The sequence below is a fragment of the Halorubrum sp. B53 genome (assembly GCF_059752395.1).
The window spans coordinates 733,751-758,085 of the sequence record NZ_MWTH01000015.1 but is presented as its reverse complement, the minus strand read 5'-3'; the positions used below and the strand labels follow the sequence as shown (position 1 = coordinate 758,085).

Sequence of the window (24,335 nt, the reverse complement as noted above, 5' to 3'; positions counted from 1 at the left end):
CCGGAATCGCCTCCCGCCGGAACCGCCTACCGCCCGAACCGCCGCTGACGGTCCTGGAAGTCGAGGACCGCGCGCAGGTAGTCCCGCCGCCTGAAGTCGCGCCAGTTCACGTCGGTGAAGTAGAGCTCGGCGTACACCGACTGCCAGATTGCGAAGTCGGAGAGCCGCTCCGCGCCCGTCTTGATGACGAGGTCCGGCTCCTCCGGGAACACGAGCCGGTCGGCGACGTCGGCGGCGTCGATCGACGCCGGATCGAGTTCCCCGGCGTCGACGTCGCTCGCGATCTCGCGGACTGCGGCCGCGAACTCCGCCTTCCCGCCGAGCCCGACGGTGACCCTGATGGGCACGTCGTCGTCGGTCCCGGTATTGTCGGTCCCGGTACTGTCGGTCCGGGTGTCGTCGGTCCCGGTATTGTCGGTCCCGGTACTGTCGGTCCGGGTGTCGTCGGTCCCGGTGTCGGCGTCGCCGTCGGCGCCCGCCCCGATGGCCGCGTCGTCCGGACTCCGCACGACGAACCGGGCGGGCGCGTCCAGCCGGCGGAGCTCGCGCGTGAGTGTCGGGACCACGGACTCGTCGAGCACCGAGACCGAGACGGTGACGCGCTCGGCGCCGTACTCCAGCGCCCACCCGAGCGCCTCGGCGAGGGTGTCGAACGCCCCGTCCGCGAGGAGGTCCCGTTCGGTGATGACGATCGCGACGTGCTCCGGCGGGTCTCCCTCGTGCAGTCGGTGGCGGACGCCGAGGTACGTGTCGTACAGGCCCACGTTCTGTGGTTCTCCCGCGGGGAATAAAACGTCACGTCCGCCGGTGAGGGGGTCACCCCACGCCCGCCGACGAGGGGTTTAATTCGCCGTCGGCCGTAGCGGAGACGATGGCAGACAGCTACCGCGGGGTGTTCGGCGCGATCCCGTACGCGATCCGGCACACCGAGTCGTGGACCATGCGCGTGTACGGTGTCGTCGGCGCGCTCACGGCCGGGCTGATCGCGACCGTCGTCACTCTCGCGCTCGTCGTCTGGATGGCGGAGACGACCGACGTGCAGGGCGGCACCTTCCTGTTCTCGCGGTCCCTGTACGTGATCGCCGGGTTCGCCGCCGTCGCGCCGCTGCTCGCACCGCTCCTGTTCGTCGCGCGCCGCCACCGCCGCGGCGACCCGGTGAAGCCGGGGTACGACCGGAAGATGGCGTACGGCGGATTCCTGTTCCTCCTGTCGCTGTACGCCGGTCTGGTGATCTCCGCACCGGCGGAGCTCCGCGACCCGACCGAATCCGTGGTCGTCAACGCCCTCTACGCCCTCCCGCAGCTCGCCGGCGTCGTCCCGCCCGTCGCCGCCGCGCTCGTCGTGTTCGCGGTTCACTACCGGCTCCGCGTGACCGGCGGGGCGGTGCCGGACGATCCGGCGACCGACGACTGACGCGGCTCGAAACCCCGAAAAGGGTCCGTCGCCTATCGCGGGGTAATGACCGACGATCCGGCGCGTTCCGACGCGGAGAAGACGGAGGCCGACGACGGTGCCGAAACCGCCGACGGAAAGGAGAGCACGTTCCTCGTCACGCACGTCGAGAGCGACTCGGCGGTGCTGAAGGACGTCCACGACGGGCAGGTCCACACGCTCAGCACGAATCCGGGGCTCGAGGTCGACGACGCGGTCGAGGCGACCGTCGCCCCCGACCCCCCGATGGAGGTCACGTACCGGGTGATCGAGGTGGCGGAGCGCCGGCGCCTCTCGATCGAGGAGAGCGAGGAGCCGCCGACCGTCCACGAGCGCGAGCTCGCGGCCGAGGCCCCGGCGGGGGAGCTCGCCCGCGAGCCCCGCGCCGGCGAGGGCGAGGTCCACGTGTTGACGCCGCCCGAAAGCGACACCGCCGAGGCGGTCGCGGACGTAATCGAGGACCGCGAGGCGACGCTGTCGCGGGCCGCCCGGCTGGGCGTGAATCGCGTCGAGGTCCGGTCGGAGCCCGGGGTCGTCAGCGTTCGGTACATGCCCTGACGGCGTCGGGACCGCACCGGCGTCCGGCTCCCCGACTCAGTCCCGCTCCCCGGTCGCGCCCGACGGGCCGGCCGCGCTCTGGACCCGCCAGCCGCCGTCGACGTCGCCGGCTCGCGTCTCGTAGTCGACGGTCGTCTCCCCCGTCACGACCGCGGTGTCGACGGCGTCGCCGTCGACCTCGATCCGCTCCACGCGGAACGGCACGTCGAGGCTGTCCCCGCAGCAGCCGACGTCGACGAACTCCTCGCGGACGTCGTCGACCGCGGCCTCGCCCATCACCCGAGCGAAGTACCCTCGGTAGCGGTCCGTCTCGATCTGGTCGCGTCCCCAATCGCTGAGCCCGTCGGGATACGAGAGGACGACGCGGTCGGCCTCGGGCGCGTTCATGCGTCTTGGTACCGCGGCTGTCGGCTAGTTCGTTTCGGTGGTCCGCGACGCGTTCGCCGGAACGCGACGGAGTGAGAAGGCTTATTCGCGCCCGCGCAGGAACCGGTATTTATGGTAGCGATCGAGGTACCGGAGGTCAACTACACCGAGTACTCGAACCGGCAGCTCGTGGCGGTCCCGATCGCGGTCCTGGTTCTCGCGCTCGCGATCATCCTCGGCTGGTATCTCGTCACGGGTGCGCCGGCGAACCTCGGACTGGCGTTCACGGGCGGCGTCGAGCTCCGGGTCGCCGACGACGGTGGTAACGTTGAGGAACGCATCGAAACCGAGTTCGACCGACAGCCCGACTCGATCCGGTCGATCCCCGCGGACGACGTGTACGTCGTCACCTTCCGCGCGGCCGACGAGGACCCCGAGGGGCTGGCGGAGGAGCTCGGGCAACAGGCGGACGACGCAGGGCTCACCACGACGGCGATCGATCAGGTGTCGCCGAGCTTCGCCAGCGACACGGCCCGGACCGCGATCTTCGGCGTCGCGCTGGCGTTCCTCGGCATGAGCGTGCTCGTGTTCGCGATGTTCAGGTCGTTCGTCCCCTCCATCGCCGTGGTCGCCTCGGCGTTCTCCGACCTGGTCATCCCCGTCGCCGTGATGAACCTCCTCGGGATCCAGATGACGCTGGGGACGATCGCGGCGCTCCTGATGATCATCGGGTACAGCGTCGACTCCGACATCCTGTTGAACAACTCCGTGTTGCGCCGGACGGGAGACTTCTACGAGTCGGTGAGCCGCGCGATGCGAACTGGGATCACGATGACGCTCACGTCGATGGCCGCGATGATCGTGATGACCGTCGTCGCGACCGTCTTCGGCGTCGACCTCCTCCGGAACATCGGGATCATCCTCGCGGTCGGCCTCTGTGCCGACCTGATGAACACGTACCTGCTGAACGTCTCGCTGCTCCGCTGGTACAAGTTCGAGGGGGTGAAGCGCTAATGTTAGAGCCGATCAAGAACAACTGGCGGATCCTGCTCCTCGTCGCCGTCGTGGCCGGCGCGTCGATCGCGCTGTTCGCGCCGCAGTTCGCGCCCGAGACCGCCCCCGGCGAGAACCAGAGCGAGGCGAGCCAGGGAGTAACCAACCTCCAGTACGGGCTGGACCTGGAGGGCGGGACCCGCGTTCGGGCCCCGCTGCAGGGGTACACCGCCACCGGCGTCGACTTCGCCGGCGACGACCCGGCGACGGTCGAACGGGCCGTCGCCGACGAGCTCGACGACGTGCAGCTCCGCGACGTGGGATCGAGTGTCGGCGAGGACGTGCGGGCGGTCGAGGTCACCGACCCGTCCGTGAGCGAAGACGAGTTCCGGGCGGCGATGGACGCCTCGGGGTACTCCTACGAGAGCATCCGCCCCGGCGTGACGGCCGAGACCCGCGATCTCACCCAGAGCATCATCGAGGGCAAGATCAACGAGGCGGGGCTCTCGGGCGGGAGCGTCCAGCAGGTCCAGTCACTCAGCGGCGAATACTTCATGCTCGTCGAGGTGCCCGGCGAGAACCGTAGCGACGTCGTCTCGCTGCTCCAAGACCGGGGAACGGTCCAGATCGATATCGCGTACCCGAGCGAGAACGGCACCGCCGTCGAGGAGGGCGTGCTCGTCCAGGACGACTTCGAGAACATCGGGACGGCGTCGCAGCGGGACCGCGGCACGGGCTCGTACGTCCCGGTGACCGTCAGGAACACGGCCTCCGGCGGCCAGCAGTCTCCCGCCGAGGGGTTCCAACAGGCCGTCGTCGACCGCGGGTTCCCCTCGGCGTACCAGTCGGACGCGGACCGCTGCGAATACGACCCCGAGACGGGGGAGATCGGCAATTCGAACCCGTGTCTCCTCCTCACTGTCGACGGCGAGGTCGTCAACTCCTTCGGGATGGACCCGGGGCTCGCCGACAGCATGGAGAGCGGCTCGTGGGCCGACACCGCGAACTTCCAGCTGACCACGCCCGAGTTCTCGACGGCCCAGGAGATCTCGGTCAACCTACGCGCCGGCGCGCTGCCGGCGGAGCTCGACATCAGCGGACAGGGGACCTCCAGCACCATCTCGGCCGCGCAGGGCGAGAACTACAAGAACTACTCGCTGGTGACGGGGATCCTCGCGGTGTTCGCGGTCGCGGGCATGGTGTTCCTGCGCTATCGCGAGCCCGCGGTGGCGCTGCCGATGATCGTCACGGCGCTCGCGGAGGTGTACGCCCTGCTCGGCTTCGCCGCGCTGGTGAGCTACCCGATCGAGCTGGCGGTCATCGCCGGCTTCATCGCGGTCGTCGGGACCGGCGTCGACGACTTGGTGATCATCGCCGACGAGGTGATGAGCGAGGGCGAGGTGAACTCCCGGAAGGTGTTCAACTCCCGGTTCCGCCGGGCCTTCTGGGTGATCGGCGCCGCCGCGGCGACGACGATCGTCGCGATGTCGCCGCTGATGGTGCTCTCGCTCGGGGACCTTTCCGGGTTCGCGATCTTCACTATCCTCGGCGTCCTGATCGGCGTCCTCGTCACCCGGCCCGCCTACGGCGACATCCTGCGCCGGCTGCTGACGATCCGGTGAGACGGCGCCGGAGCGGCCGTCCGTCTCCCCACCCCGCAGCCCCGGTCGGCTCGCCGCCGCGAACGAGAAGACGACAAACTATTATTTTAGACGACTCTAATATAACTGTGATCACCGACGACCGCCCAGAGCCGGCCGGCCGGACCGACCCGCGAGCCGAGACGACGGCCGCCGGACGGGCGGACGCGTTCGGGCGGTCGGCCTCGATCGGTCAGCGTCGTGACGGAGGGAATGCATGACGGCCTACTTTGAGATCCTCATCGTCGCGTTCGTGGCCCAGTTGGCCGTGTTGCCGGGCGAGAAGGTGCAGTTCATGATCGCCGCGCTGTCGACGCGGTACGACCCGAGGGTCGTCGTCGCGGCCGCCGGGTCGGCGTTCGCCGGCTGGACCGCGGTCGAGATCGCCTTCGGGCAGGCGCTGCAGTCGGCGCTGCCGGGGGTCGTCCTCGACGCCGTGACCGCCTCGCTGTTCTTCGTGTTCGCGTACCTGCTGTACCGGTCGATGCCGGACCGCGAGACGAGGGAGGTCGCGTCCGGCGACGGCGGCGCGGAAGCGACGGCCGCCGGCGCCGAGGATCCCGACCCGGAGGCCGTCGACGCCGACTACGCCGACCTTGACTCAGTGACGCTCCCCGGCCCGCTCGCCCGGTACGAGGGGTCGTTCGGCGGCTTCCTTCCCATCTTCGTGCTCATGGCCACCGGCGAGTTCGGCGACAAGACGCAGCTGGTCACGATCGGACTGGCCGTGCAGTACGGGGTGACCTCCGCCATCTGGGTCGGCGAGATGCTCGCGATCATCCCGATCAGCATCGCGAACGCGTACTTCTTCCACACGTTCGCCCACCGGTTCAACGTGCGGCGCGCGCACCTGGCGTCCGCGGTGCTGTTCGCCTTTTTCGGCGCAGACACCGTCCTCTCGATCGTCGCCGGCTTCTCCGTCTGGGAGACGTTCATCGGCGCCGTGAGCGGGGCGGTCTCGACGCTCGTTTAAAACTCGTCCAGTCCCGACTGCTCCGCGGCCGCCAACACGTCGTCGCAGGTCGCCCACGACCGGCGCGCGCAGTCCGGGACGTCGCCGTTGTCGGCGACGTACGCTCGCAGGAACGACCGCGTCGTCGGGTCGCTCGGGTAGCCGCTCCCGACGCCGTCGTACGCCGGGTAGCGGTCGTCGAGCGCCGCCATCCGGGCGTCGCGAGCCACCTTGGCGACCACGCTCGCCGCGCCGACGACCGGGTCGTCCTCGTCGGCGCCGTGGAAGGCCTCGACGTCGACCGCGGGGAGGTCGTCACCCCCGCTCTCGTCGCCGGGGTCGTGGACCCCGCTCTCGTCGCCGGGGTCGTGGACCCCGCCCTCGACGAACTCGCTGAGCCGCCGCGCGAACCGCGCCTCGCTGGTGTCGCCGGCGTCGGCGACGACGCGGACCGGCTCGTCGCCGACCCTTTCCCCGCCCTCGGCGAGCGCGGCCCGCACCGCCCGCGCCTGTCCGCTGACGGTGAGCGTGTTCATATCGGTGTCTGGTCGGTCGATCTCCGCGGGCTCGACGAGCGCGACGCCGACGGCGACGCCGTCGGTCCCGCGGATAGCCTCGTCTATCGCCTCGCGTCGCTCCGGGGCGAGCCGCTTCGAATCGTCGACGTCGGCCGGGAGGCTCGACGGGGCCGCGAGCACGGCCGCGGCGACCATCGGCCCGAGCACGGGTCCTTTGCCGGCCTCGTCGACGCCGAGGTACACGCGTCGGTGGTCGTCGGCGAGGGGTAAATACGTTCAGAAAAGGCGCGGACTTACTCGACGAGGACCGCGTTGACGTGCCCGGACTGGCCGGGGCGCGAGGTGACGCGGGCGCGGCCGGCGGACGTGTCGATGATGGCGCCCTTGGTGACGATGTTCCGGCGGGCGTAGTTGACGTTCGAGGGGTTGTCGACGACGTTCTCGATCTCGGCCTCGCTCACGTCGCCGCCGTCGGCGACCTGCGCGACGTTCGTCGAGAGCGCGCGGACTTTCTTCTCCGTGCCGCGGGAGTCGATGTACTGGAGTCGCGTCTCGCCGACGGTGGTCTCGGCGGGCTCGCGGCCGAGCTGGTGGCGCTTCTTGTTCGAGGCGGGCTTGAGTCGGCCGCCCGTCCGCTTGCGCGTGGAGCGTCCCTGGTCTTTCATACAGGTACGAACAGCCAGCGAATACTTGAAGCGTTCGACTCGCCTCGGCGGCGAGGCGGCGCGTGACGGCCGCGACGGCCCGTCGCGGCGCTGCAATCCGGTCACAGGACCGGCGCACGCGCCGACGGAACCGGCGCGTGCGGTCACGCGAACCGGCGCTCGAACTCCCGGATCCCCTCGTCCGTGCCGACGACGACGAGCTCGTCGTCCCTGTCGATCCGCGTGTCGGGACCGATATCGGTCACCGTCTCGTCGTCGCGCTCGATTGCGATGACGGTGCAGCCGGTCGTCTCGCGCACGTTCGCCTCGCCGACCGTCCGCCCGGCGAGCCGCGGCACGCGGTTCCTGACGACCTCGATCTGCTGATCCAGCGAGAGCACGTCGCGGTCCTCGATGACGGTCGAGGCCGACAGCCGCCCGGTGACCGTCGCGAGCGAGAGGACGTAGTCGGCGCCCGCGCGGTGCATCTTTCGGACGCTCGCGGCCTCCTCGACGCGGGCGAGCACCTGCGTGTTCGGCGCCAGATCGCGGATCACGAGCGTCGTGAACTCAGTCGTGGTGTCGTCCGGCAGCGCGAGCACGACCGTTCGCGCCGACTCGACGCCCGCGGCGCGCAGCGTCTCCGGCTCGGTCGCGTCGCCGACCACGTCGACGCCCTCGGCGTCGTCCCGGTCGACGACCGTCACGGGCAGATCGGCGTCCGCCACCGTCTCGGCGACGCTCTGCCCGACCTGCCCGTAGCCGATGACGACGGTCTCGCCCGCGCCGAACCGCCGCGTGGCGGAGTTCGTCAGGTCGACGAGCCGCTCGAGCTGGTCGGACCGCCCGGAGACGAGCAGGACCGTCCCGGCCGACAGCGTCGCGTCAGGCGGGGGCGCCGCGTCGAACTCGCCGTTGAACCACGCCCCGATCACGTTGACGCCGGCCCGCTCGCGGATCCCGCTGTCGGCCAGCGTCGACCCCGCGAGCGGGCTCCCGTGCGGGACCGACACCTCCGCCAGCCGCAGCGAGTCGCCGATGGCGACCGCCTCGCCGAGGTCGGTCTGGAGCGCGGTCGTCACCTTCGCGGCGAGGCTCTCGCCGAGCAGCGACCGCGGCGAGAGCACCTCGTCCGCCCCGGCGAGCCGGTGGTACCGCTCGCGCTCCGGGTCCTCGAGGACGCTGACGACGCGAACCTCGGGCGCGAGCTCCTTCGCGGCGAGCACGATGCTCGCGTCGACCTGGTCGGAGACGTCCGTCACCAGCGCGCGCGCGCTGGCGAGGTTCGCGGCCGCCAGCCCCTCGGTCGACTCCGGGTCGGCGCGGATCACGGTCCGCCCCGCCTCGTGGAGCCGCACGGCTCTGTCGTCGTCGGGCTCGACGATCACGTAGGGGATCCCGTGGGAGTCGAACTCCGCGATGAGCGCCGCCGACCGCGAGGTGTCGGAGCAGACGACGACGTGACCGGACAGGTCGTCGTCCAGCGAGGTGGGCGCGGTCGTCGAGAACGCCTGCTCCAGCAGCGGCGTCACCACGACCGGCAGCGCGCCGATCAACAGCACCATGCCGACGAGGTCCATCACGGCGATGAACGCGTTCAGCTGCTGGCTCTCCCACGGGGAGTCCCCGCCGAACCCGGTGGTGGTGAACATCTCGACCGAGAAGCGCAGCGCCTCGATCATCGTGCGCGGGTCGCCCTCGTACACGCGCATCCCGTAACGGTAGGTGACCGCGGTGAAGATCAGCACGAAGAGGACGAATCCGAAGTATCCGACGACGCGGCGCTTCCACGAGTCCATCGCGTCGCTGTACACCGCCCACCCACAAAAACGGGGCGCGTCCGGCGGCGCCACGGGGGCGCGTGCGATCGCGTACTCTTGGCCGAGAGGAACTGATGGGCCGAGACGAAGTTCGATGGTTTAAGACACGGGGAGAGCCAACGGGAAGATATGGTGCGGGACCCGTCGCGCGAGGAGGATCCGCCGTCGGTCGACGACGTGCTGGACGCGCTGGCCGACGACGCCGCGCGCCGGATCGTGGCGGCGCTCACCGAGCCGAAGACGGCGAGCGACCTCTCCGAGGAGTGCGACATCCCCCTGTCGACGACGTATCGGAAACTGGAGAAGCTCACCGACGCCTCCCTGCTTCGGGAGTCGACGGACATCCGCCGCGACGGCCAGCACACGACGCGCTACGCCGTCTCCTTCGACTCCGTAACGGTCTCGATCGACGACCCGCGAGACGATGGAGACGGCCCCCGCGATCTCACCGTCGAGTTCTCCCGCCCGGATCGCACGCGGGACGAACGCTTGGCCGACCTCTGGTCGGAACTGCGAGAGGAAACATGACAACGCACATCGACCTCGCTATCATCGTGGCAAAGACCGCCATCCTCGCGCTCGGTGGCAGCATCACCTACTACGCGCTCCGCGCGTACGGCAGAACGGGGGACCCCTCGCTGCGCGCGCTCGGGGCCGGCTTCGGGATCGTGACTGTCGGCGCGCTGGTCGGCGGCGTCTCCCACCAGATCATCGGCGCCGACCTGGCGGTGGGGATCGCGATCGACAGCCTGCTGACCGCGGTCGGCTTCGGCGTCATCGTCTACTCGCTGTACGTGGAGTGACTTCGATCGTGTCTCTCCCCCGGTCCCGGCGGCGGGTCCGGCGGTTGTCGACGTCCGACGAACCCCGGTTTCGGTAGCCTTTTGCGGCGCTCCGCCATCGAATCTCATAATGAGCGACGCACGCGAGGAGCTCTCTCGCCGGATCGCCGGCGAGATAACGCTCAGCGACGACCCCGGGGCGACGCTCCGGAAGTGGCGGACCGACTTCGACGTCTCCCAGACCGAGCTCGCAGACCAGCTCGACGTCTCCTCGTCGGTGATCTCCGACTACGAGAGCGGGCGGCGCGAGAGCCCGGGGATCGGCGTCGTGCGCCGAATCGTCGACGGGCTCTTAGATATCGACGAGCGGCGCGGCGGCGGGCGGCTCCGCCAGTACGCCCGCGTGCTCTCGGCGGGGTTCGAGAGCGACATCGTCCACGACCTCCGCGAGTACTCCACCGCGGTGCCGGTCGAGGAGTTCTACGAGGCGATGGACGCGACGGAGATCGCCCGCGGCGACCAGGACCACGTCAACGGCCACACCGTCATCAACTCCATCGAGGCGATCACGCGGCTCTCCAGCGAGGAGTTCTACCGGCTGTACGGCCAGTCGACGAACCGCGCGCTCGTGTTCACCGGGGTGACCCGCGGCGAGTCGCCGCTGGTCGCGCTCCGGGTGGTGAGCCCGACGCCGAACGCGGTCGTCCTCCACGGGATCGAGGCCGAGGACCTCTGGGAGCACGCCGCCGACCTCGCGCGCGTCGACCAGTTCTCGCTGGCGACGTCGACGCGCGACCTCGACGACTGCCTGGCCGACCTACAGGCGCTGTGACCGAACCGCGGCCCTGAAACCGCCGGCGCCCCTTTCGCCGCGTATGACCGACGAGTACGCCGAGCGGCTCCGCGCCAACCGCCGCGAGAAGGACGAGTTCTTCGCCGAGCACCCGCAGTCGCCGATCCCGCCCGAGCACCGCGACGGGTTCGACGGCCTCGACTACTTCCCGCCCGACACCGACTACCGCGTCGAGGCGACCGTGACGGTCCACGACGACCCCGAGCCCGTCGAGATGGAGACGACCGCGAGCAACCCGGTCCGCTACCTCCGGGTCGTCACCTTCGCGTTCGAGGTCGACGGCGAGGAGCACAGACTCGCCGGCTACCGGCAAGAGGGCGAGGACGGCGAGATCTTCGTCCCCTTCCGCGACAAGACGACCGGTCAGCAGACGTACCACCAGGGCCGGTACATGGAGCTGGAGCCGGAGGGTGAGCTCGCCGACGGCGACGTCGTCGTCCTCGATCTCAACCTCGCGTACAACCCGTTCTGCGCGTACAGCGAGACGTTCGCCTGTCCGCTCCCTCCCGAGGAGAACTGGCTGGAGATCGTCGTTCCGGCCGGCGAGCGCGCGCCGGACCTCGAGTAGTCGCGCGCCGTCGCCCCCCGACCGCGGTTCGTCCCGGTCTCTCGCTCAGTGCTCACTCCCCGCGCTCCCGCCAGCGCTCACTCCTCCCGGTCGCGGATGACCATCGCCTTCACCCGGTTGACGGCGTCGAAGTCGCGGAGCCGGTAGCTCAAATCGCGGACGCGAGCCGCCTCACCGCGGCAGAACAGCGATTCGAGGCACCACTCTCCCTGGTGGGTGTGGCTGGTGTTGAGGATCACGTCCTGATACGCGTGCTGGACGCCGTGGAGCTCTCGGATCACGTCGTGGTGACGGTAGTCGAAGCCGACGAGCGCGACCACCTCGCCGGTCATCGATTCGAGCCGCGCGTGCGACTCGACGTACTCCCGCATCGCCTCCCGGACCGCCCGCGACCGGTTGTCGATCCCCTCCTCTCGCCAGACGCGATCGAACTCGTCGCGGAGGTCGGCCGGCACGTTGACGCTCGTTCGCATGGCTCCGGGTTCGTCGCGCCCCCACAAGAGTCCCGAGTATTACGATCCCCCCGATCCGGGAGTAACAACCGTTATCGGCGGCTCCCTCGGAGTCGACGGTAATGCTCCACGGCGACGCGACCGGGCTCCTCCTCGGGGCCGTCGCGCTCGGCGCCGTCCACGGCGTCGAGCCGGGCCATGGCTGGCCGGTCGCGGCCTCCTACGCCCTCGACCGGACGCACACCTGGACGTACGGGCTCGCCGCGAGCCTGATCATCGGTGTCGGCCACCTCGTGAGCAGTATTGCGATGGTGGGGGCCTTCTTCTACGCGAAGGGATACTTCGAGCTCGCGCGGGTCAACGAGCCGATCACGGTGTTCGGCGACCTGCAGATCGGCGGTCCCGTCAGCCTCGTGGCCGGCGTCCTGCTCATCGGCCTCGGGATCCGGGAGTACACTCACGGCCACGGGCACTCGCACGGAGGCGGGCACGGTCATTCTCACGGCGACGGCGGCCACTCGCACGATCACGACGAGCACTCTCACGACGGCCACCTGCATGACGACGACGAGCACTCGCACGACCACGACGGCCACATGCACTCCGGCGCGAACCCCGCCGACGCCGCCGACCGCGGGCTCCTGGGGATCGCGTGGTTCGCGTTCGTGCTCGGGTTCGCCCACGAGGAGGAGTTCGAGATCATCGCCCTCTGTGCGGGCTCCACGCACTGCCTCGAGCTGATGACCGCGTACGCGCTCACGGTGATCGCCGGCATCGTCGGCCTGACGCTGCTGCTGATCGCGGGCTACGAGCGCCACGAGGAGCGGGTCGAACGGTACGCCCCGTACCTCCCGGTCTTCTCCGCCGCGGTTCTCGTCGCCATGGGAATCGGGTTCATCACCGGCGTGTTCTAGCCGAACGCCCCCGCTATCAGGCCCGGTGAGTCGAAAGAAAGAGAGGGAGCGTGCCGCGCTATCGCTCTAACTCGACCGTCAGGTCCGTCGCGATCCACGCGTCCGTGTTCCCCTGCTCCGTGAAGACGGTCCGATCGGGCGAACAGCGACTCGCCGCGACGATCGGTCGTTCGTCCGTCGACTCCTCGGCGCCGTCTTCGATCCGGTCCTCGGCGCTGTGCCCGATCCGGTCCCCAGTGCTCATTACCAGTCCGTCGGAGACACGGGTGGTTATAGGTTTCGGTCGGCCTAAACCCTCGCCGCATTCCGGCGGCGCCGGCACCGGTGGAACCGTCGGCGACCCGCGCGGGGGATCGGAGCGCCTTACCCGACCCGGTCCCTCCGGCCTACCGATGACGGACTCGCTCTTCGAGCCGCTGACGCTGCGCGACACCGAGATCCGGAACCGCGTAATGTTGTCGCCCATGTGCCAGTACTCCGCGAACGACGGGTTCGCGAACGACTGGCACCGGATCCACCTCGGCTCGCGCGCGGTCGGCGGCGCCGGCGTCGTGATGACCGAGGCGACCGCGATCGAGGAGCGCGGTCGAATCACCCCGGGCTGTCTCGGGATCTGGTCCGACGAGCACGCCGAGGCGATCGAGCCGATCGTCGACTTCGTCCGGTCGCAGGGCGCGACGCCCGGGATCCAGCTGGCGCACGCCGGCCGCAAGGCCTCCCACCGGCCGCCGGCCGAGGGCGGCGATCCGATTCCCGCGGACGACCCGGCGGGCTGGGAGACGATATCGGCGACCGACGCGCCGTACCCCGACGGCGACGCCGCCGAGGGCGGCGAGCCCGCGGCGACCCGCCGGATGGACGGCGACGACGTCGACGCCGTGATCGAGTCGTTCGCCGACGCCGCGGCGCGCTCGCTCGACATCGGCTTCGAGGTCGCCGAGATCCACGCTGCGCACGGCTACCTCCTCCACCAGTTCCTGTCGCCGGTCGCCAACGACCGCGAGGACGAGTACGGCGGGAGCTTCGAGGACCGGACGCGGCTCCTCCGCGAGGTCGTCACGGACGTCCGCGACGTCTGGCCCGAGCACAAGCCCGTCTTCGTCCGGATCTCCGCGACGGACTGGCTGCCCGACCGCGACGCGTGGGACGTCGACGACTCCGTGCGGCTGGCCCCCCTGCTCGCCGAGGCCGGCGCCGACCTGATCGACGTCTCCGGCGGCGGGATTCACCCCGACCAGCGGCTGCCGGGCACCGGCCCCGGCTATCAGGTGCCGTACGCCGAGGCGATCCGCGAGGGGACCGACGTGCCGGTCGCCGCGGTCGGCGGGATCACGGAGCCGACCCACGCCGATGCGCTGGTCCGGAACGGCCGGGCCGACCTCGTCGCGCTCGGCCGCGAGCTGCTCCGCCACCCGTACTGGCCGCTGGAGGCCGCCCACGAGCTCGGCGCAGAGGTCGAGTGGCCGGTGCAGTACCGTCGCGGCCGGTTCGACTGAGGGTGCCGCGGGAGCGCCGGCCGGGCTTTTTATCCGCGCGCCGCGTACCTCACGCCATGAGTTCCCGCGACGACCGACGCGACGACGAGCTCGAGGAGCGGCTCGACGAGCTCGAGGACGTCCTGACTGAGCTGCGGCGCGACCTCGGCGAGAGCGAGCGGGACCGCCGGGGACCGCCGCGGCCGCCTCGGCTCTCGGAGCTGCTCCGATTCACCGAGCAGTACACGATCCCGACGATTATCGCCCTCCTCGAGACGACGATCAAGTCGCTCGAACTGCTCCGTGGGACCCTCCGACTCGCCGATCCCGGACGCAGCGTCACCGGCGACACCGGCGCGACCGCCGACCGCCTCGCAGACGTCCGCGACGGCGCGAGCGCCGGGCTCGCCCGGTCGCTCTCGGAGCTCCGAACGGCGCTCTCCGAGGCCGACCTCCCCGAGGAGGCCGCCTCGCGCTCGATCATCGCCGACGCCCGCGATCTCACCGCCGAGATCGAGTCGCGGATCGAGGAGGGCCGCCGGGAGGCCGACACCGCCCGACGGCAGACCCCGCGCGACGACTCTCGGGGCGGCCGGAGTGACCGGACCCCCGAGGCGGGGGGACGCGAAACGGACGACCGCGACGCGGGACGCGGCCGCGACGACGGGTCCCCCGGCGGCGACCGCGGGGTTCGGATCGACGTAACCGACCCCGACGCGGAACCGGAGGACGACGCGGGCAGCGAGGGTCACGACGAGCCGGAGGACGACCCGGCGCCCGAAGTCGACGTCGAGTCCGAACTGGAGTCGATCAAGCGTCAGATCGACGACGAGGCAGGGGACGCCGGCGAAGAGGCCACGGACACCGACGGAGAGGATTCGGACGACGGAGGAGAAGGCGACGACACCGACCCCGAATCGGCCTGACGGCCGCAACGTCGGTGGTTACACGACGGCCTGCACGCGGTTGTCGGTTTCTCGTTGGCGGGAAACACCGGAAGACATTCTCGCACACCGGACAATACAGAAGTATGACAATTGTCGTTCCATTCGATGGATCTGGACTGGCTGAAGCAGCGCTCGTCCGTGCCACCGAGTTCGGGAGCGTATTCGACGAAGACGTGCTGGCTGTGAGTGTCATCCCGAATGGGAATAGGGACTACGCCAGGGAACGCGACTGGATCGAACAGGACGAGGAGTTCGATCTGGAATCCGTCGTTTCGACCTTACATAAACAGGTAACTGATCTGTGTCCGAGCGCTGATTTTCGTCACAAGGTCGTCGATCGGTACGCTCCCTCCGGCACCATCTCGAAACGTCTGCGGAAGGTGGTGCGCGACGAAAACGCATCAATGGTGTTCCTCGGGAGCGAAAACGCCGGTCATCTCGTCACCGCAGTGAGCAGCGTCGCGGGAACCGTCGCAGCAGAGGACTCCTACGACGTTGTCATCGTCCGCGACCGAAGCCCAGCGAAGATCGCCAAACTCAGGGATGCCTCCACGCACAACAACCCAAAATCGGACTTTTATCTCCCCAACTGAACCCGAACCCGATTCGTAGCGAAGGGCCTCAACGAGGCCATCTCTAAAACTCTGCGCCCAGCCGCGCCGCGACGCGCTCCGCGGAGTCGACGAGCAGGGCGTCGTCGTCGGTGAACACCTCCAGCGCGACGGTGCCGTCGAACCCGTCGAGCTCGGCCGCGACGGCCCCGTAGTCCACCTCGCCGGCGCCGACCGGAAGATGGGTGTCGCCCCGGCGGCGAACGTCGTGACAGTGGAGGTGCGAGACGCGGTCCCCGTGGGCGCGGAGGAACCGCGCGATCGCTTTGTCGCCGCCCTCCATGTAGGCGTGGCCCACGTCGAAGCAGACCGGGGTGTCGGTCTCGCGGGCGATCTCGCCGAGGACGGAGAGCTGGAGCCCCGCGTGCTGGTGGCCGACGTTCTCGACGACGACCTCGACGCCCGCCTCGCGGCCGGCGTCGGCGACGCGGCGGAGCTGCTCGGCGGCGACCTCGCGGAACTCCACGTCGTCGCGGTCGGCGGAGGTCGCGTGGAGCACCGCCTTCTCGGCGCCCAAGTCGCCGGCCGCTTTTAAAAGCCGTCGCTGGTAGGCGACGATGGCGTCGTTGACCTCGGGGACGTACGTCGCCAGCCGCTGGCCGTACGGGAGGTGAACCACGAGATCGCGCCCGGCGAGCGCGGCGTCGAGCCGCTCCGGGCCGATCTCGCCAGGCACGAGCGTCGGCTCGCCGATCCCGAGCTCGCAGAAGTCGAACCGCGACGGCGACGCCGCGAGGCGGTCGACGTCGTCGCCGACGGTGAGACCTATTTCCATGTCGGCGGTGGGAACGGCGGCGTGTTATGTATCCCCCTTCGTTTCGGTGGATAGATATAAAAAATAACTCGTCATCGAGGGTGAACCGCCCCGACCGAGTTCGCGGTGTCGGCGCTCGAATCCCTCGGCCGGGAGTCCATCCCGGGCACGGTGCCCGCGGAGGACCGGAATCGGTCAGGCGCCGTTTCGCCCGGAATTCCGGTCGAGGAGCACGTAGACGAGATAGAGCGGGACGGCGATCAGCAGTCCCATCCAGAGGAGGCCCCAGAGTCCCATGAAACCGCCGAAGAGGCTCCACCCGCCAATCATGCCGCCGCCGTAGCTCCCGCTGCCGTAACTCCCGCCGCCGTGAGCGGCCACGGTGCCCGTCGCTGCGATCAGCGGCGGCACCGCGCGCGTCGCGATGCGACGAATCGTCCGTCCGACGCCGTTGGTGTGGTGTGTCATCGTGGTCGGTGGGTCAGCAGTTTGCGTCAGCCTGTGCCGGACGAGCGCCTCGAACGGGGGTCGCTAGCAGCCGTACCCCCGGCCGCTCGTCCTCACGGTTGTGTGATCGTCGTGGTCGTCGTCCGCCATGTCCCGGGCCATCTCGTCGACGGTCACGCCCGTGTACGTCTCCATCTGGTTCACGGCGTTCGGGCCCATGTGATCGGTCATGTGAGCCTCCATCCAGGTCGCCCACGCCGCCGCCTCGCCGTCGACCGGCGTCCCCGCAACCTCGTCACCGACGTGCGAGTCCGTCTGTCCGGTCATGTGACCGTCCGTCCACGTCGTCCGCTCCGCCGTCTCACCGTCGACCGGCATCCCGTCGGTCGCCGTCTCGTTCTCCTGGACCGGTGCGTCCCCGTGTGCGCTGACGGCCGGGACGGCGAACGCGAGTCCGACGATCGCGAGCGCTACGAGCAGCCATCGTGCGATGTTTCGATCGGTCATTGTGTCTCTCCTCAACTGTCCGTACGACGGGTTCCGAGTTATCTCCGTGGGTGTGAACGCAACCGAGAGATCGTTCGAAAATGTTTATAGCCGCTTCTAAACGTTTTGTTCTGCGAGGAACGTTCATGCCTGTCGAATTCGGGGGGAAGAGAGCCCGACAGTCCGTGGCTACCGTTCCGACTGTCGCTGCCGGAGGTCGTCGCTCGGATACACGCGATAGGTTCGTCCTTGCCGTTCCCGGTACAACAGTCCGCGCTCCTCGAGCGAACTCACGGTCTGACTCACTTTGCTCTTCGAGAAGTCGGACCGATCTCGGAGTTCGATCTGCGTGATCCCGGGAGAGATCAGGACGGGTTCGAGGACGCGTCGTTCGTCGTCCGGCAGGAGATCGAGAACGCGCGCCTGCGGGTCGGCCTCGGGATTGAGGGACGCCGCCTGCGGGTCGGATTCGGGGGAGGGGGGTGTCGCTTGCGACCCTCCGTCTTCTATCGAGGTAGGGGCCGCCACCGAGCTCTGGTCCGACTCTCGGTGTTCCACCGAGCCGGCCTCTCCCGATCGGGTGAGCTCGTCTCGGGTCAGGAGATAGACGCCGCCGATCACGCCCGCGATCAGCAGCGTTCCGACCGCGTACCAGAGCGGGTCCGGCCCGTGCATCGTCCCCATCGACGAATCCATCACCGACCCCATCGACTGCTCGAAGGCGCGGCGCTGTCGATAGGCCCGCCAGGTGAGCACCCCGCCGGCCAAGAGGACGAACCCGAGGAGCACACCGACGACGGCGTCCGCTCGGCGTCGGTTCATACGACGGCCCCCGATCGCGAGGTCTTTCTGCTCATACCGTCGCTTTGTCGGCGGGGGAGTGTGATGATTGCGGATCGCGACCGCGCCGGCGGGGTCCCCCGTCTCGGAGGGCATCCGTCGGCGTGTCCGACCGGCCGTCGCGGCGAACGCGGACCAGTCACCGCGGCGCGTCCGCCAGTCCTCGCGGTGTGTGCGGATCCTCTCGCCTCAGTCGTCCAGCGGGTTCTCGACGTCGATCTCGCCGGAATCGATCTCGGCTTCGACCTCGCGGACGGCGGTCACCATGTTCTCGGTCTTGCCGTACGCGATCTCGCGGGGCAGGAGCTTCAGCCCGCAGTCGGGCGAGATCGTGAGTTTCTCCGGCGGGACGACGCGGAGGCCCTGCCGGATGTTCTCTTTGATCTCCTCGACGGGCTCGACCTCGGCCGTGTGCGCGTCGACGACGCCGAGCGCGAGGTCGGGTTCGAACTCGGGCTCGGTGAACGTCGGGATCTGCTCGAAGTCGCCGTTACACAGCTCGACGTCGAACTCGTCGATCGGGTAGTCGTTGATCTCGGGGTAGATCCGCGAGTAGTCGCCGTAACAGACGTGGAGCCCGATGCGGACCTCCTCGTCGATGCCCGAGACGATGCGTTCGAGCGCCTCGCCGACGATGGCGTGGTCCTCCGGCGTCGTCGCCAGCGCGGGCTCGTCGATCTGGATGTAACGCGCCCCCGCCTCGACCAGCTTCTCGACCTCCTCGTTGACGAGGTCGGCGAGGTCGTAGACGAGCTCCTCGGTGGAGGGGTACGCCTCGTTGAACGCCCAGAATCCGAGCGTGTACGGCCCCGTGATGGGGACCTTCACCGGGCGCTCGGCGACGTTCGAGGTGAACTCGAACTCGTCGACGAGCCACGGCTCGTCGTACGCGACCTCCTCGACGACGGACGGCTTGTCGAAGTAGTTGTGGCCCCACACCTTCACGGGGCCGTTGAACTCGTAGCCGTCGATGCGGTCGGCGAAGAACTCCACCATCTCGTTGCGGCGCATCTCGCCGTCGACGACCGTGTCGAGCCCGGCGCGCTCGTGCTCGTGGGTGATGAGGCGACAGGCGTCGTCGTGGGCCTCCTCGAGGTCCGCGGCGTCGAACTTCGAGTCCGGGTCGTCGACGAGCTCGTCCGCGCGGTTCAGCCACTTCGGCTTCGGGTACGAGCCGACGACGGTCGTCAGCAGGAACGCGTCGTTGGGGTGGTCGGCGGGGCGGAACTGGTCGCGGTTGGCGTCGGGGTTTCGGACCATTAGTCGAGCACCTCCGTGGCGGCGGCCAGCGCGTTCAGCTTCGCGCGGTACTTATTGGCGGGCAGGTAGAACAGCTCGGTGTTCGGGGTCAGGTACGTCCGGTCGAACCCCTCGGCGGGGACCTGCGACTCGAACCACTCGACCCGCTCGGCGAGCGTCTCCGGCTCCTCGACAAGCGTGTTCTGGCCGTCGACGAGGCCGAGCGCGAGCGAGTCGGTGGCGCCGAACTCCTGCACGTTGTAGACGGTGTCGTCGCGGTCGCCGGCGACGAGGTCGAGCCCGAGCGCGTCCGCGCCCGCCTCGTCCACAAGGTGCGCGTACAGCTTCTCGCCGAGCGCGCCGTACGAGGTTTGCACGACCACGTCGGCGTCGGTCGCGTCGGCGACCGTCGCGATGGCGTCCGTCGCGGTCGACTCCGCGCCCTCGGCGGGCGGGTTCGTCACCAGCGACGGCTCGAGGAGGAACAGCGTCTCGTGGGCGGGGAACGCCTCGACCTCGCCGGCGAGGAACTCGGCGATCGCGGCCTGGAACGCCGCCTCGTCGCCGTAGTGCTCGTCGCTCGCGAGGTCGGCGAGCGAGTACGGGCCCGGCAGCGTCGCGGCGAGGGGGGCCTCGCCGTCGATCAGGTCGACCGCGGACTCCAGCTCGCGCGCCACGTCGCCGGAGAAGTCGAGGTCGGCGACGACCCGCGGGTCGCGGTAGAAGTTGTTGTTGTCGTAGTACCGGACGATCCCGCCGGTCTCGACGCTGTCGTGCACCGTCAGCGGATGCGCGATCATGTCGTCCCAGCGACCCTGCCCCTCGACCACGCGGTCGAGGCCGGCGTCCAGCTGGTCGTCGACGTACTCCGCGCGGACCTCGTCGTACTGCTCGACGATCGCCTCGCTCTCGTCGCCGCTCAGCAGGTCGCCCTTCTGGTGACCCTTGAGGTCCGAGAGCGTCTCTTTCGCCCAGTCCGGGAGCGGGTACAGCCCCGGCGTGGCCGCGACTCGTTCAGTCATCACCAGTAGTTCGATATGCCGTCGTATAATATTTGCTAATACATTTTATGCTCATAAGTTATTATTATAACCGGGGCGAACCGTTAAGCCGACCGTCGGGGATCGATCCCCATGACCGTCGTCTCCCTGTTCCCCTCCGCGACCGAGCTGGCGGCCGCGCTCGGCGCGACGCCCGCCGCGGTCTCGCATCAGTGCGACCACCCGCCCGCGGTCGAGGACCGGCCGACGCTCACCGGGCTCGTCCCCGACCTCGGCGCCGACCCCGCGGCGCTCGACCGGGTCGCCGCCCACGACGACACCTACTACCTCGACGGCGACCGGCTCGCCGCGGCCGATCCCGACGTGATCCTCACGCAGGGCGTCTGCGCCGTCTGCGCGCTCGACGCGGGGCTCGCGCGCCGGGCGGTCGAGCGGCTCGACCTCGACGCAGCGGTGCTCGACGTCCACGCCGACGACCTCGACGACGTCCTCGCGAACGTCGAGCGCGTCGGCGAAGCGGTCGGCCGTCCGGCGGTCGCGGCCGCGCTCCGCGACGACCTCGACGCCCGGATCGACGCCGTCGCCGAGGCGGTCCCCCCGGGCGACACGGCAAACTCGGCCGACGCCAGCCCGTCGGCCGACGCTGTCCCCGCGGCCGACTCCCGACCCCGCGTCGCCGTCCTCGACTGGACCGACCCGCTCCGCCACGCCGGGCTCTGGGTCCCCGACCTGATACGGATCGCCGGCGGGGGGCCCGGGCTCGTCGCAGCCGGCGAGCGCTCGCGAACGATCGATCCCGACGAACTGCGCGCCTTCGATCCGGAAGTGGTCGTCGTCGGTCCCTGTAGCGCCGACGTCGACGAGGCCGAGCGCGCGGCCGTCGACCTGCTGACCCGCGAGTCACTCGACGACGTGGCCGCGGTGCGCGACGGCCGCGTGTACGCGATGGACGGCACCGCTTACCTGAACCGCCACAGCCACCGCGTCGTCGACACGCTGGAGGCGCTGGCGGGCGTCGTCCACCCCGATCGGTTCGAGAGCGCCGACGAGAAGGTGCGGCGCGTCGACCCGGAAGCGGCGACCGAGCCGGCCGGAATCCCCGACGGCGCGTGATCCGACGGCCGACGGCCTCACTCCCGTCGGTCGAGCCGCAGCACGGTGAGCGTCTCGAACGGGAACGACTCCTCGACGGCGACCTCGTGGTCGAAGCCGGCGTCGTCGATCAGCGCGAGCACCTCGTCGTAGCCCGTCAGCGAGGAGACGAGCAGCAGGACGACGCCCCCCGGCGCGAGGACGCGCCCCACGTCGGCGAGGAACGGCTCTATCAGCTCCCGGCCCGACTCGCCGCCCGAGAGCGCGCGCTCCATCCAGTCGCCCCACTCGTTGTCGGGGTCGGTCGGGAGGTACGGCGGGTTGAAACAGACGGTGTCGAACGCGTCCTCCCGGAAGGGCGCGAGGAGGTCGGCGACGACGCCCTCAACGCCGCGCTCGCGCGCCTGTCGGGCCGCGTGCGGGTTGAGATCGCTGGCGACCACGTCGAGGTCGCGCTCCGCCGCGATCCGCGCCGCGACCCAGCCGGAGCCGGTTCCCACCTCCAGTACGCGACCGTGCGCGCTCTCGACCGCGGCCTCGGCGAGGAGCCCGGAGTCCTCGGCGGGCTGGTAGACGACCGCGTCGTCGACGCCGCGGCGCGCCGCGAGGTCGCCGGCGGTGTCTTTACTCTCCGCGGCAGCGTCGTCTCCCCCCTCTTTCGGAGCGTCGCTCACTCGTCTCCCCCCGCGTCGCCGTCGTCCCCGGTGCCCGCGTCGTCGCCCTCGTCGCCGCTTTCGTCGGTCTGTTCGCCGCCGTCGCTCCGGTTCCCGCCGCCGCGCGTCGCCGCCCGCCCCTCGACCGACGCGTCGAGCTGCGGGCCGGACGTGCCCTCCTCGCGCGCGGAGAGCGTCTGCTGCGGGAACGGGATGATGATCCCCGCCGCTTCCAGCGCGGACTTGATCTCGCCCATCGCGGCCGTCTGCGTGCGCCAGCGCTTCCGCATGCTCGGGTTTCGGATCCAGTACCGGGCGCCGAGCACGACCGCCGAGTCGTCGAACCGCTTCGTCACGACGTCCGGCTCGGGCATCGAGGCCACGTCCTCGACGCCGCCGATCGCCTCCTCGATCACCGCCGCCGCGCGCTCGATGTCGGCCGCGTAGTCGACGCCGACCTCGACCTCGATCCGAAGGCGGTTCCGGCGCGAGCGGTCGATGATCGACCCCGACCGCACGTCGTCGTTCGGGAGCGTGACGACCTCGCCGTCGAACGACCGGAGGCGGGTGCTCATGATCGAGATCTCCGTGACAGTTCCCTCGTGGTCGCCGACCTCGACCCAGTCGCCGACCTCGAACGGCCGGGAGAACATGAGTACGAACCCGGCGAGGATCGCGCCGAGCGTCTGGCGGGCCGCCATCCCGACCACGATCCCCAAGAAGCCCGCGCCGACGAGGAGGCCGCCGACGTTGTCGGTGAACAGCCCGACGACCACGAGCAGCGCGAAGGTGTACACCGTCAGCTGCGTGAGCCGCCGGACCACCTCCTCTTGGTGGTCGGTGAGGACGGTGCTATCGGCGGAGAGCTGGCGGATGACGCCGCCGAGGAAGTCGGTGACGGCGTAGGCGCTCGCCAACAGTACCACCGCGATCACGACGTTCGCCAGCTGGTCCGTGATCGCGGCCGCCTCGAACGCGTCGAGCAGCGCCCCGCTCCGGTCCCACACCACGAGCAGCGAGAGCGCGCCGACCGCGGTCGCGGCGCCGACGGACGCCGAGAGCAGCAGCCGCGTGGACGAGGTGAGATCGCCGTCCCGCCGCTTCGCCCACGCGGTGAGCAGCCGGACGCCGAGCACGCCCCCGACGATCAGCGCGGAGGCGAGGGTGCGCCTGACGTTCTCGGTCAGGGTCCCGTAGAGGTCGCCGACGGGGCCGGTGGCGTTGCCGCCGGCGGTCAGGAGTTCGGGGAGCGGACCCGCGAGGAGCGACGCGACGGAGAGCGGGGGAGCGGCGGACGGCGCGGCGGAGACCAGGGCGACGGCGGGCGACCCGGCCGCGACCGCGAGGACGACGTCTGCGAGCGTCATCCGCGCGATCACACCTCGGTCGGCGAGCCGTGCTCCCGGGCCAGCTCGGCGAGCGCGGCGAACGCGGCCGGGTCGAGCTTGCCGGGTCGCCGGCGGAGCAGCTCCTCGTCGGCGGCCTCGACGACGGCCTCGGGCTCGTCGAGCCCGGAGATGTGGCCGGTGTTCCGGATCGCGTTCCGCACCGTCTTGCGCCGCTGGGTGAACAGCGCCTTCACGAACCGGAGGAAGAACGCCTCGTCGCCGACCGCGTAGTCCGGGTCGCGGGGCGTGCACCGGACGACGGCGCTCTCGACGGCGGGCTGGGGGTCGAACGCCTCCTTCGGGACGCGCTCGACGATCTCGACGGCGGCGTAGTGCTGGGCCGACACCGAGAGGCGGCCGTACTCCGACTCGCCCGCGGACGCCACCATGCGCTCGGCGAACTCGGCCTGAAACATCAACACGAGCGGCTTCCCCTCGGGGAGCAGCCGGAAGGCGATCTCCGAGGAGACGCCGTACGGGAGGTTGGCGACGCAGGCGGTGAACGGCGGGAGATCGACGTCGAGCGCGTCGCCCTCGATCACGTCGAGGACCCCGTCGTCGACCGCGGTCGCGAACTCCTCGCGGAGGAAGTCAGCGAAGGTCCCGTCGCGCTCGATCACGGAGAGGCGGCCGGGGGCGTCCCGGTCGGCGTCACCGTCGCGATCGGCATCAGCGACGACCCTCGCCAGCAGTCGGTCGGTGAGCGCGCCCGCGCCGCCGCCGATCTCCAGCAGGTGGCTCGCGTCGGCGTCCGCCGGGAGGTACCCCGGAATCCGGTCGAGCACGCGGTCGTCGACGAGGAAGTGCTGGTCGCGGTCGGGGTTCGCGCGCTCCCCGGCGCGCCGCGCGAGGGCGTCGGGGTCGCGGTCCCCGTACGCCGCGGCCTCACCCGTCGATAGGTCGGTCATGC

At 70.1% G+C, this 24,335-nt stretch carries 30 protein-coding genes; 14 read left to right on the top strand and 16 right to left on the bottom strand.

The genetic code is table 11. From position 1 onward, the window contains the following. Positions 1–26: 26 nt before the first annotated feature. Complete coding sequence (locus B4V06_RS16395) at positions 27–764, bottom strand: undecaprenyl diphosphate synthase family protein (RefSeq protein WP_123113033.1); 738 nt, start codon at positions 762–764, stop codon at positions 27–29. Between the two features lie 107 nt (positions 765–871). Here B4V06_RS16395 and B4V06_RS16390 point away from each other — a divergent pair, with 107 nt between their 5' ends. Together B4V06_RS16390 and B4V06_RS16385 are read left to right on the top strand one after the other, a co-directional pair. Continuing rightward, positions 872–1,414, top strand: coding sequence for a DUF8056 family protein (locus tag B4V06_RS16390; RefSeq protein ID WP_123113032.1), 543 nt, complete (start codon positions 872–874; stop codon positions 1,412–1,414). A gap of 45 nt (positions 1,415–1,459) precedes the next feature. After that, positions 1,460–1,990, top strand: a complete 531-nt coding sequence (locus tag B4V06_RS16385; RefSeq protein WP_255212478.1) for a DUF5812 family protein — start codon at positions 1,460–1,462, stop codon at positions 1,988–1,990. 36 nt (positions 1,991–2,026) lie between these two features. Here the strand turns inward: B4V06_RS16385 and B4V06_RS16380 are convergent, their stop codons facing one another. Next, complete coding sequence (locus tag B4V06_RS16380; RefSeq protein WP_123113031.1) at positions 2,027–2,377, bottom strand: DUF7968 family protein; 351 nt, start codon at positions 2,375–2,377, stop codon at positions 2,027–2,029. Positions 2,378–2,488: 111 nt separating this feature from the next. On the opposite strand from B4V06_RS16380, the gene secF reads away from it, so the two are divergent. The 3 genes from secF to B4V06_RS16365 all read left to right on the top strand — a co-directional run bounded on the left by secF (position 2,489) and on the right by B4V06_RS16365 (position 5,962). Beyond that, positions 2,489–3,370 carry a protein translocase subunit SecF gene (secF, locus tag B4V06_RS16375; protein WP_498170635.1) on the top strand — a complete coding sequence of 294 codons (882 nt, stop codon included), beginning with the start codon at positions 2,489–2,491 and terminating at the stop codon, positions 3,368–3,370. After that, positions 3,370–4,971: a preprotein translocase subunit SecD gene (locus B4V06_RS16370; RefSeq protein WP_123113029.1), complete on the top strand. Its 1,602-nt coding sequence runs from the start codon at positions 3,370–3,372 to the stop codon at positions 4,969–4,971. Before secF ends, B4V06_RS16370 begins: the two co-directional genes overlap by 1 nt. A 235-nt stretch (positions 4,972–5,206) precedes the next feature. Then, the gene (locus B4V06_RS16365; RefSeq protein ID WP_123113028.1) at positions 5,207–5,962 is read left to right on the top strand and encodes a TMEM165/GDT1 family protein; all 756 of its coding nucleotides are present in this window, start codon (positions 5,207–5,209) and stop codon (positions 5,960–5,962) included. Here B4V06_RS16365 and B4V06_RS16360 read toward each other — a convergent pair. The 3 genes from B4V06_RS16360 to B4V06_RS16350 all read right to left on the bottom strand — a co-directional run bounded on the left by B4V06_RS16360 (position 5,959) and on the right by B4V06_RS16350 (position 8,902). Continuing rightward, entirely contained in the window at positions 5,959–6,702 is a 744-nt protein-coding gene (locus B4V06_RS16360; protein WP_498170633.1) for a ribonuclease HII, read from the bottom strand. The genes B4V06_RS16365 and B4V06_RS16360 overlap by 4 nt on opposite strands. Positions 6,703–6,752: 50 nt before the next feature. After that, on the bottom strand, positions 6,753–7,124 hold the full coding sequence (locus B4V06_RS16355) for a 30S ribosomal protein S8e (RefSeq protein ID WP_123113026.1): 372 nt from the start codon (positions 7,122–7,124) through the stop codon (positions 6,753–6,755). A 143-nt stretch (positions 7,125–7,267) separates the two neighbouring features. Then, the gene (locus B4V06_RS16350) at positions 7,268–8,902 is read right to left on the bottom strand and encodes a potassium channel family protein (protein WP_123113025.1); all 1,635 of its coding nucleotides are present in this window, start codon (positions 8,900–8,902) and stop codon (positions 7,268–7,270) included. Between the two features lie 150 nt (positions 8,903–9,052). On the opposite strand from B4V06_RS16350, the gene B4V06_RS16345 reads away from it, so the two are divergent. From B4V06_RS16345 to B4V06_RS16330, 4 genes are all read left to right on the top strand, one after another. Continuing rightward, positions 9,053–9,451 carry a winged helix-turn-helix domain-containing protein gene (locus tag B4V06_RS16345; protein ID WP_123113024.1) on the top strand — a complete coding sequence of 133 codons (399 nt, stop codon included), beginning with the start codon at positions 9,053–9,055 and terminating at the stop codon, positions 9,449–9,451. Beyond that, a complete protein-coding gene (locus tag B4V06_RS16340) occupies positions 9,448–9,726 on the top strand; it encodes a DUF7521 family protein (RefSeq protein ID WP_123113023.1) in 279 nt (92 codons plus the stop codon). The genes B4V06_RS16345 and B4V06_RS16340 overlap by 4 nt, the downstream gene beginning before the upstream one ends. A 109-nt stretch (positions 9,727–9,835) precedes the next feature. Continuing rightward, positions 9,836–10,537 (top strand): helix-turn-helix domain-containing protein, encoded by a 702-nt coding sequence (locus B4V06_RS16335; RefSeq protein WP_123113022.1) that lies wholly within the window; start codon positions 9,836–9,838, stop codon positions 10,535–10,537. A 43-nt stretch (positions 10,538–10,580) separates the two neighbouring features. Further along, positions 10,581–11,126, top strand: a complete 546-nt coding sequence (locus tag B4V06_RS16330) for a DUF1684 domain-containing protein (protein ID WP_498170631.1) — start codon at positions 10,581–10,583, stop codon at positions 11,124–11,126. Between the two features lie 77 nt (positions 11,127–11,203). Here B4V06_RS16330 and B4V06_RS16325 read toward each other — a convergent pair whose 3' ends face one another. Continuing rightward, positions 11,204–11,599 carry a CopG family ribbon-helix-helix protein gene (locus B4V06_RS16325; protein WP_123113020.1) on the bottom strand — a complete coding sequence of 132 codons (396 nt, stop codon included), beginning with the start codon at positions 11,597–11,599 and terminating at the stop codon, positions 11,204–11,206. A 101-nt stretch (positions 11,600–11,700) separates the two neighbouring features. On the opposite strand from B4V06_RS16325, the gene B4V06_RS16320 reads away from it, so the two are divergent. Next, complete coding sequence (locus B4V06_RS16320) at positions 11,701–12,492, top strand: hypothetical protein (RefSeq protein ID WP_498170630.1); 792 nt, start codon at positions 11,701–11,703, stop codon at positions 12,490–12,492. A 58-nt stretch (positions 12,493–12,550) separates the two neighbouring features. Here B4V06_RS16320 and B4V06_RS16315 read toward each other — a convergent pair whose 3' ends face one another. Continuing rightward, positions 12,551–12,736, bottom strand: a complete 186-nt coding sequence (locus tag B4V06_RS16315; RefSeq protein ID WP_123113018.1) for a hypothetical protein — start codon at positions 12,734–12,736, stop codon at positions 12,551–12,553. Positions 12,737–12,884: 148 nt separating this feature from the next. Here B4V06_RS16315 and B4V06_RS16310 point away from each other — a divergent pair, with 148 nt between their 5' ends. The 3 genes from B4V06_RS16310 (at position 12,885) to B4V06_RS16300 (ending at position 15,507) form a co-directional block, all read left to right on the top strand. Further along, positions 12,885–13,988 (top strand): NADH:flavin oxidoreductase/NADH oxidase, encoded by a 1,104-nt coding sequence (locus tag B4V06_RS16310; protein ID WP_498170629.1) that lies wholly within the window; start codon positions 12,885–12,887, stop codon positions 13,986–13,988. 56 nt (positions 13,989–14,044) lie between these two features. Further along, entirely contained in the window at positions 14,045–14,893 is an 849-nt protein-coding gene (locus B4V06_RS16305) for a DUF7547 family protein (protein ID WP_498170628.1), read from the top strand. Positions 14,894–14,997: 104 nt separating this feature from the next. Continuing rightward, entirely contained in the window at positions 14,998–15,507 is a 510-nt protein-coding gene (locus B4V06_RS16300; protein ID WP_123113015.1) for a universal stress protein, read from the top strand. A gap of 43 nt (positions 15,508–15,550) precedes the next feature. Here B4V06_RS16300 and B4V06_RS16295 read toward each other — a convergent pair whose 3' ends face one another. The 6 genes from B4V06_RS16295 to B4V06_RS16270 form a co-directional block, all read right to left on the bottom strand. Beyond that, the gene (locus B4V06_RS16295) at positions 15,551–16,300 is read right to left on the bottom strand and encodes a sugar phosphate isomerase/epimerase family protein (RefSeq protein ID WP_123113014.1); all 750 of its coding nucleotides are present in this window, start codon (positions 16,298–16,300) and stop codon (positions 15,551–15,553) included. A gap of 174 nt (positions 16,301–16,474) precedes the next feature. Next, positions 16,475–16,747 (bottom strand): SHOCT domain-containing protein, encoded by a 273-nt coding sequence (locus B4V06_RS16290; RefSeq protein ID WP_498170627.1) that lies wholly within the window; start codon positions 16,745–16,747, stop codon positions 16,475–16,477. 63 nt (positions 16,748–16,810) lie between these two features. Next, a complete protein-coding gene (locus B4V06_RS16285) occupies positions 16,811–17,233 on the bottom strand; it encodes a hypothetical protein (RefSeq protein ID WP_498170626.1) in 423 nt (140 codons plus the stop codon). Positions 17,234–17,401: 168 nt separating this feature from the next. Next, positions 17,402–18,034, bottom strand: coding sequence for a helix-turn-helix transcriptional regulator (locus tag B4V06_RS16280; RefSeq protein WP_498170625.1), 633 nt, complete (start codon positions 18,032–18,034; stop codon positions 17,402–17,404). A 207-nt stretch (positions 18,035–18,241) separates the two neighbouring features. Next, on the bottom strand, positions 18,242–19,312 hold the full coding sequence (locus tag B4V06_RS16275; RefSeq protein WP_123113011.1) for a methionine synthase: 1,071 nt from the start codon (positions 19,310–19,312) through the stop codon (positions 18,242–18,244). After that, complete coding sequence (locus B4V06_RS16270) at positions 19,312–20,313, bottom strand: 5-methyltetrahydropteroyltriglutamate--homocysteine methyltransferase (protein ID WP_123113010.1); 1,002 nt, start codon at positions 20,311–20,313, stop codon at positions 19,312–19,314. Before B4V06_RS16270 ends, B4V06_RS16275 begins: the two co-directional genes overlap by 1 nt. 111 nt (positions 20,314–20,424) lie before the next feature. Between B4V06_RS16270 and B4V06_RS16265 the strand changes: the two genes are divergently transcribed. After that, positions 20,425–21,405 carry an ABC transporter substrate-binding protein gene (locus B4V06_RS16265; protein WP_123113009.1) on the top strand — a complete coding sequence of 327 codons (981 nt, stop codon included), beginning with the start codon at positions 20,425–20,427 and terminating at the stop codon, positions 21,403–21,405. 17 nt (positions 21,406–21,422) lie between these two features. Here B4V06_RS16265 and B4V06_RS16260 read toward each other — a convergent pair whose 3' ends face one another. The 3 genes from B4V06_RS16260 to B4V06_RS16250 are packed head-to-tail and all read right to left on the bottom strand — an operon-like array spanning position 21,423 to position 24,333. Beyond that, positions 21,423–22,058 (bottom strand): HemK2/MTQ2 family protein methyltransferase, encoded by a 636-nt coding sequence (locus B4V06_RS16260; RefSeq protein ID WP_123113008.1) that lies wholly within the window; start codon positions 22,056–22,058, stop codon positions 21,423–21,425. After that, the gene (locus B4V06_RS16255; protein ID WP_498170624.1) at positions 22,055–23,404 is read right to left on the bottom strand and encodes a mechanosensitive ion channel family protein; all 1,350 of its coding nucleotides are present in this window, start codon (positions 23,402–23,404) and stop codon (positions 22,055–22,057) included. Before B4V06_RS16255 ends, B4V06_RS16260 begins: the two co-directional genes overlap by 4 nt. Before the next feature lie 8 nt (positions 23,405–23,412). Next, entirely contained in the window at positions 23,413–24,333 is a 921-nt protein-coding gene (locus B4V06_RS16250) for a 16S ribosomal RNA methyltransferase A (protein ID WP_498170622.1), read from the bottom strand. Positions 24,334–24,335 lie beyond the last annotated feature (2 nt).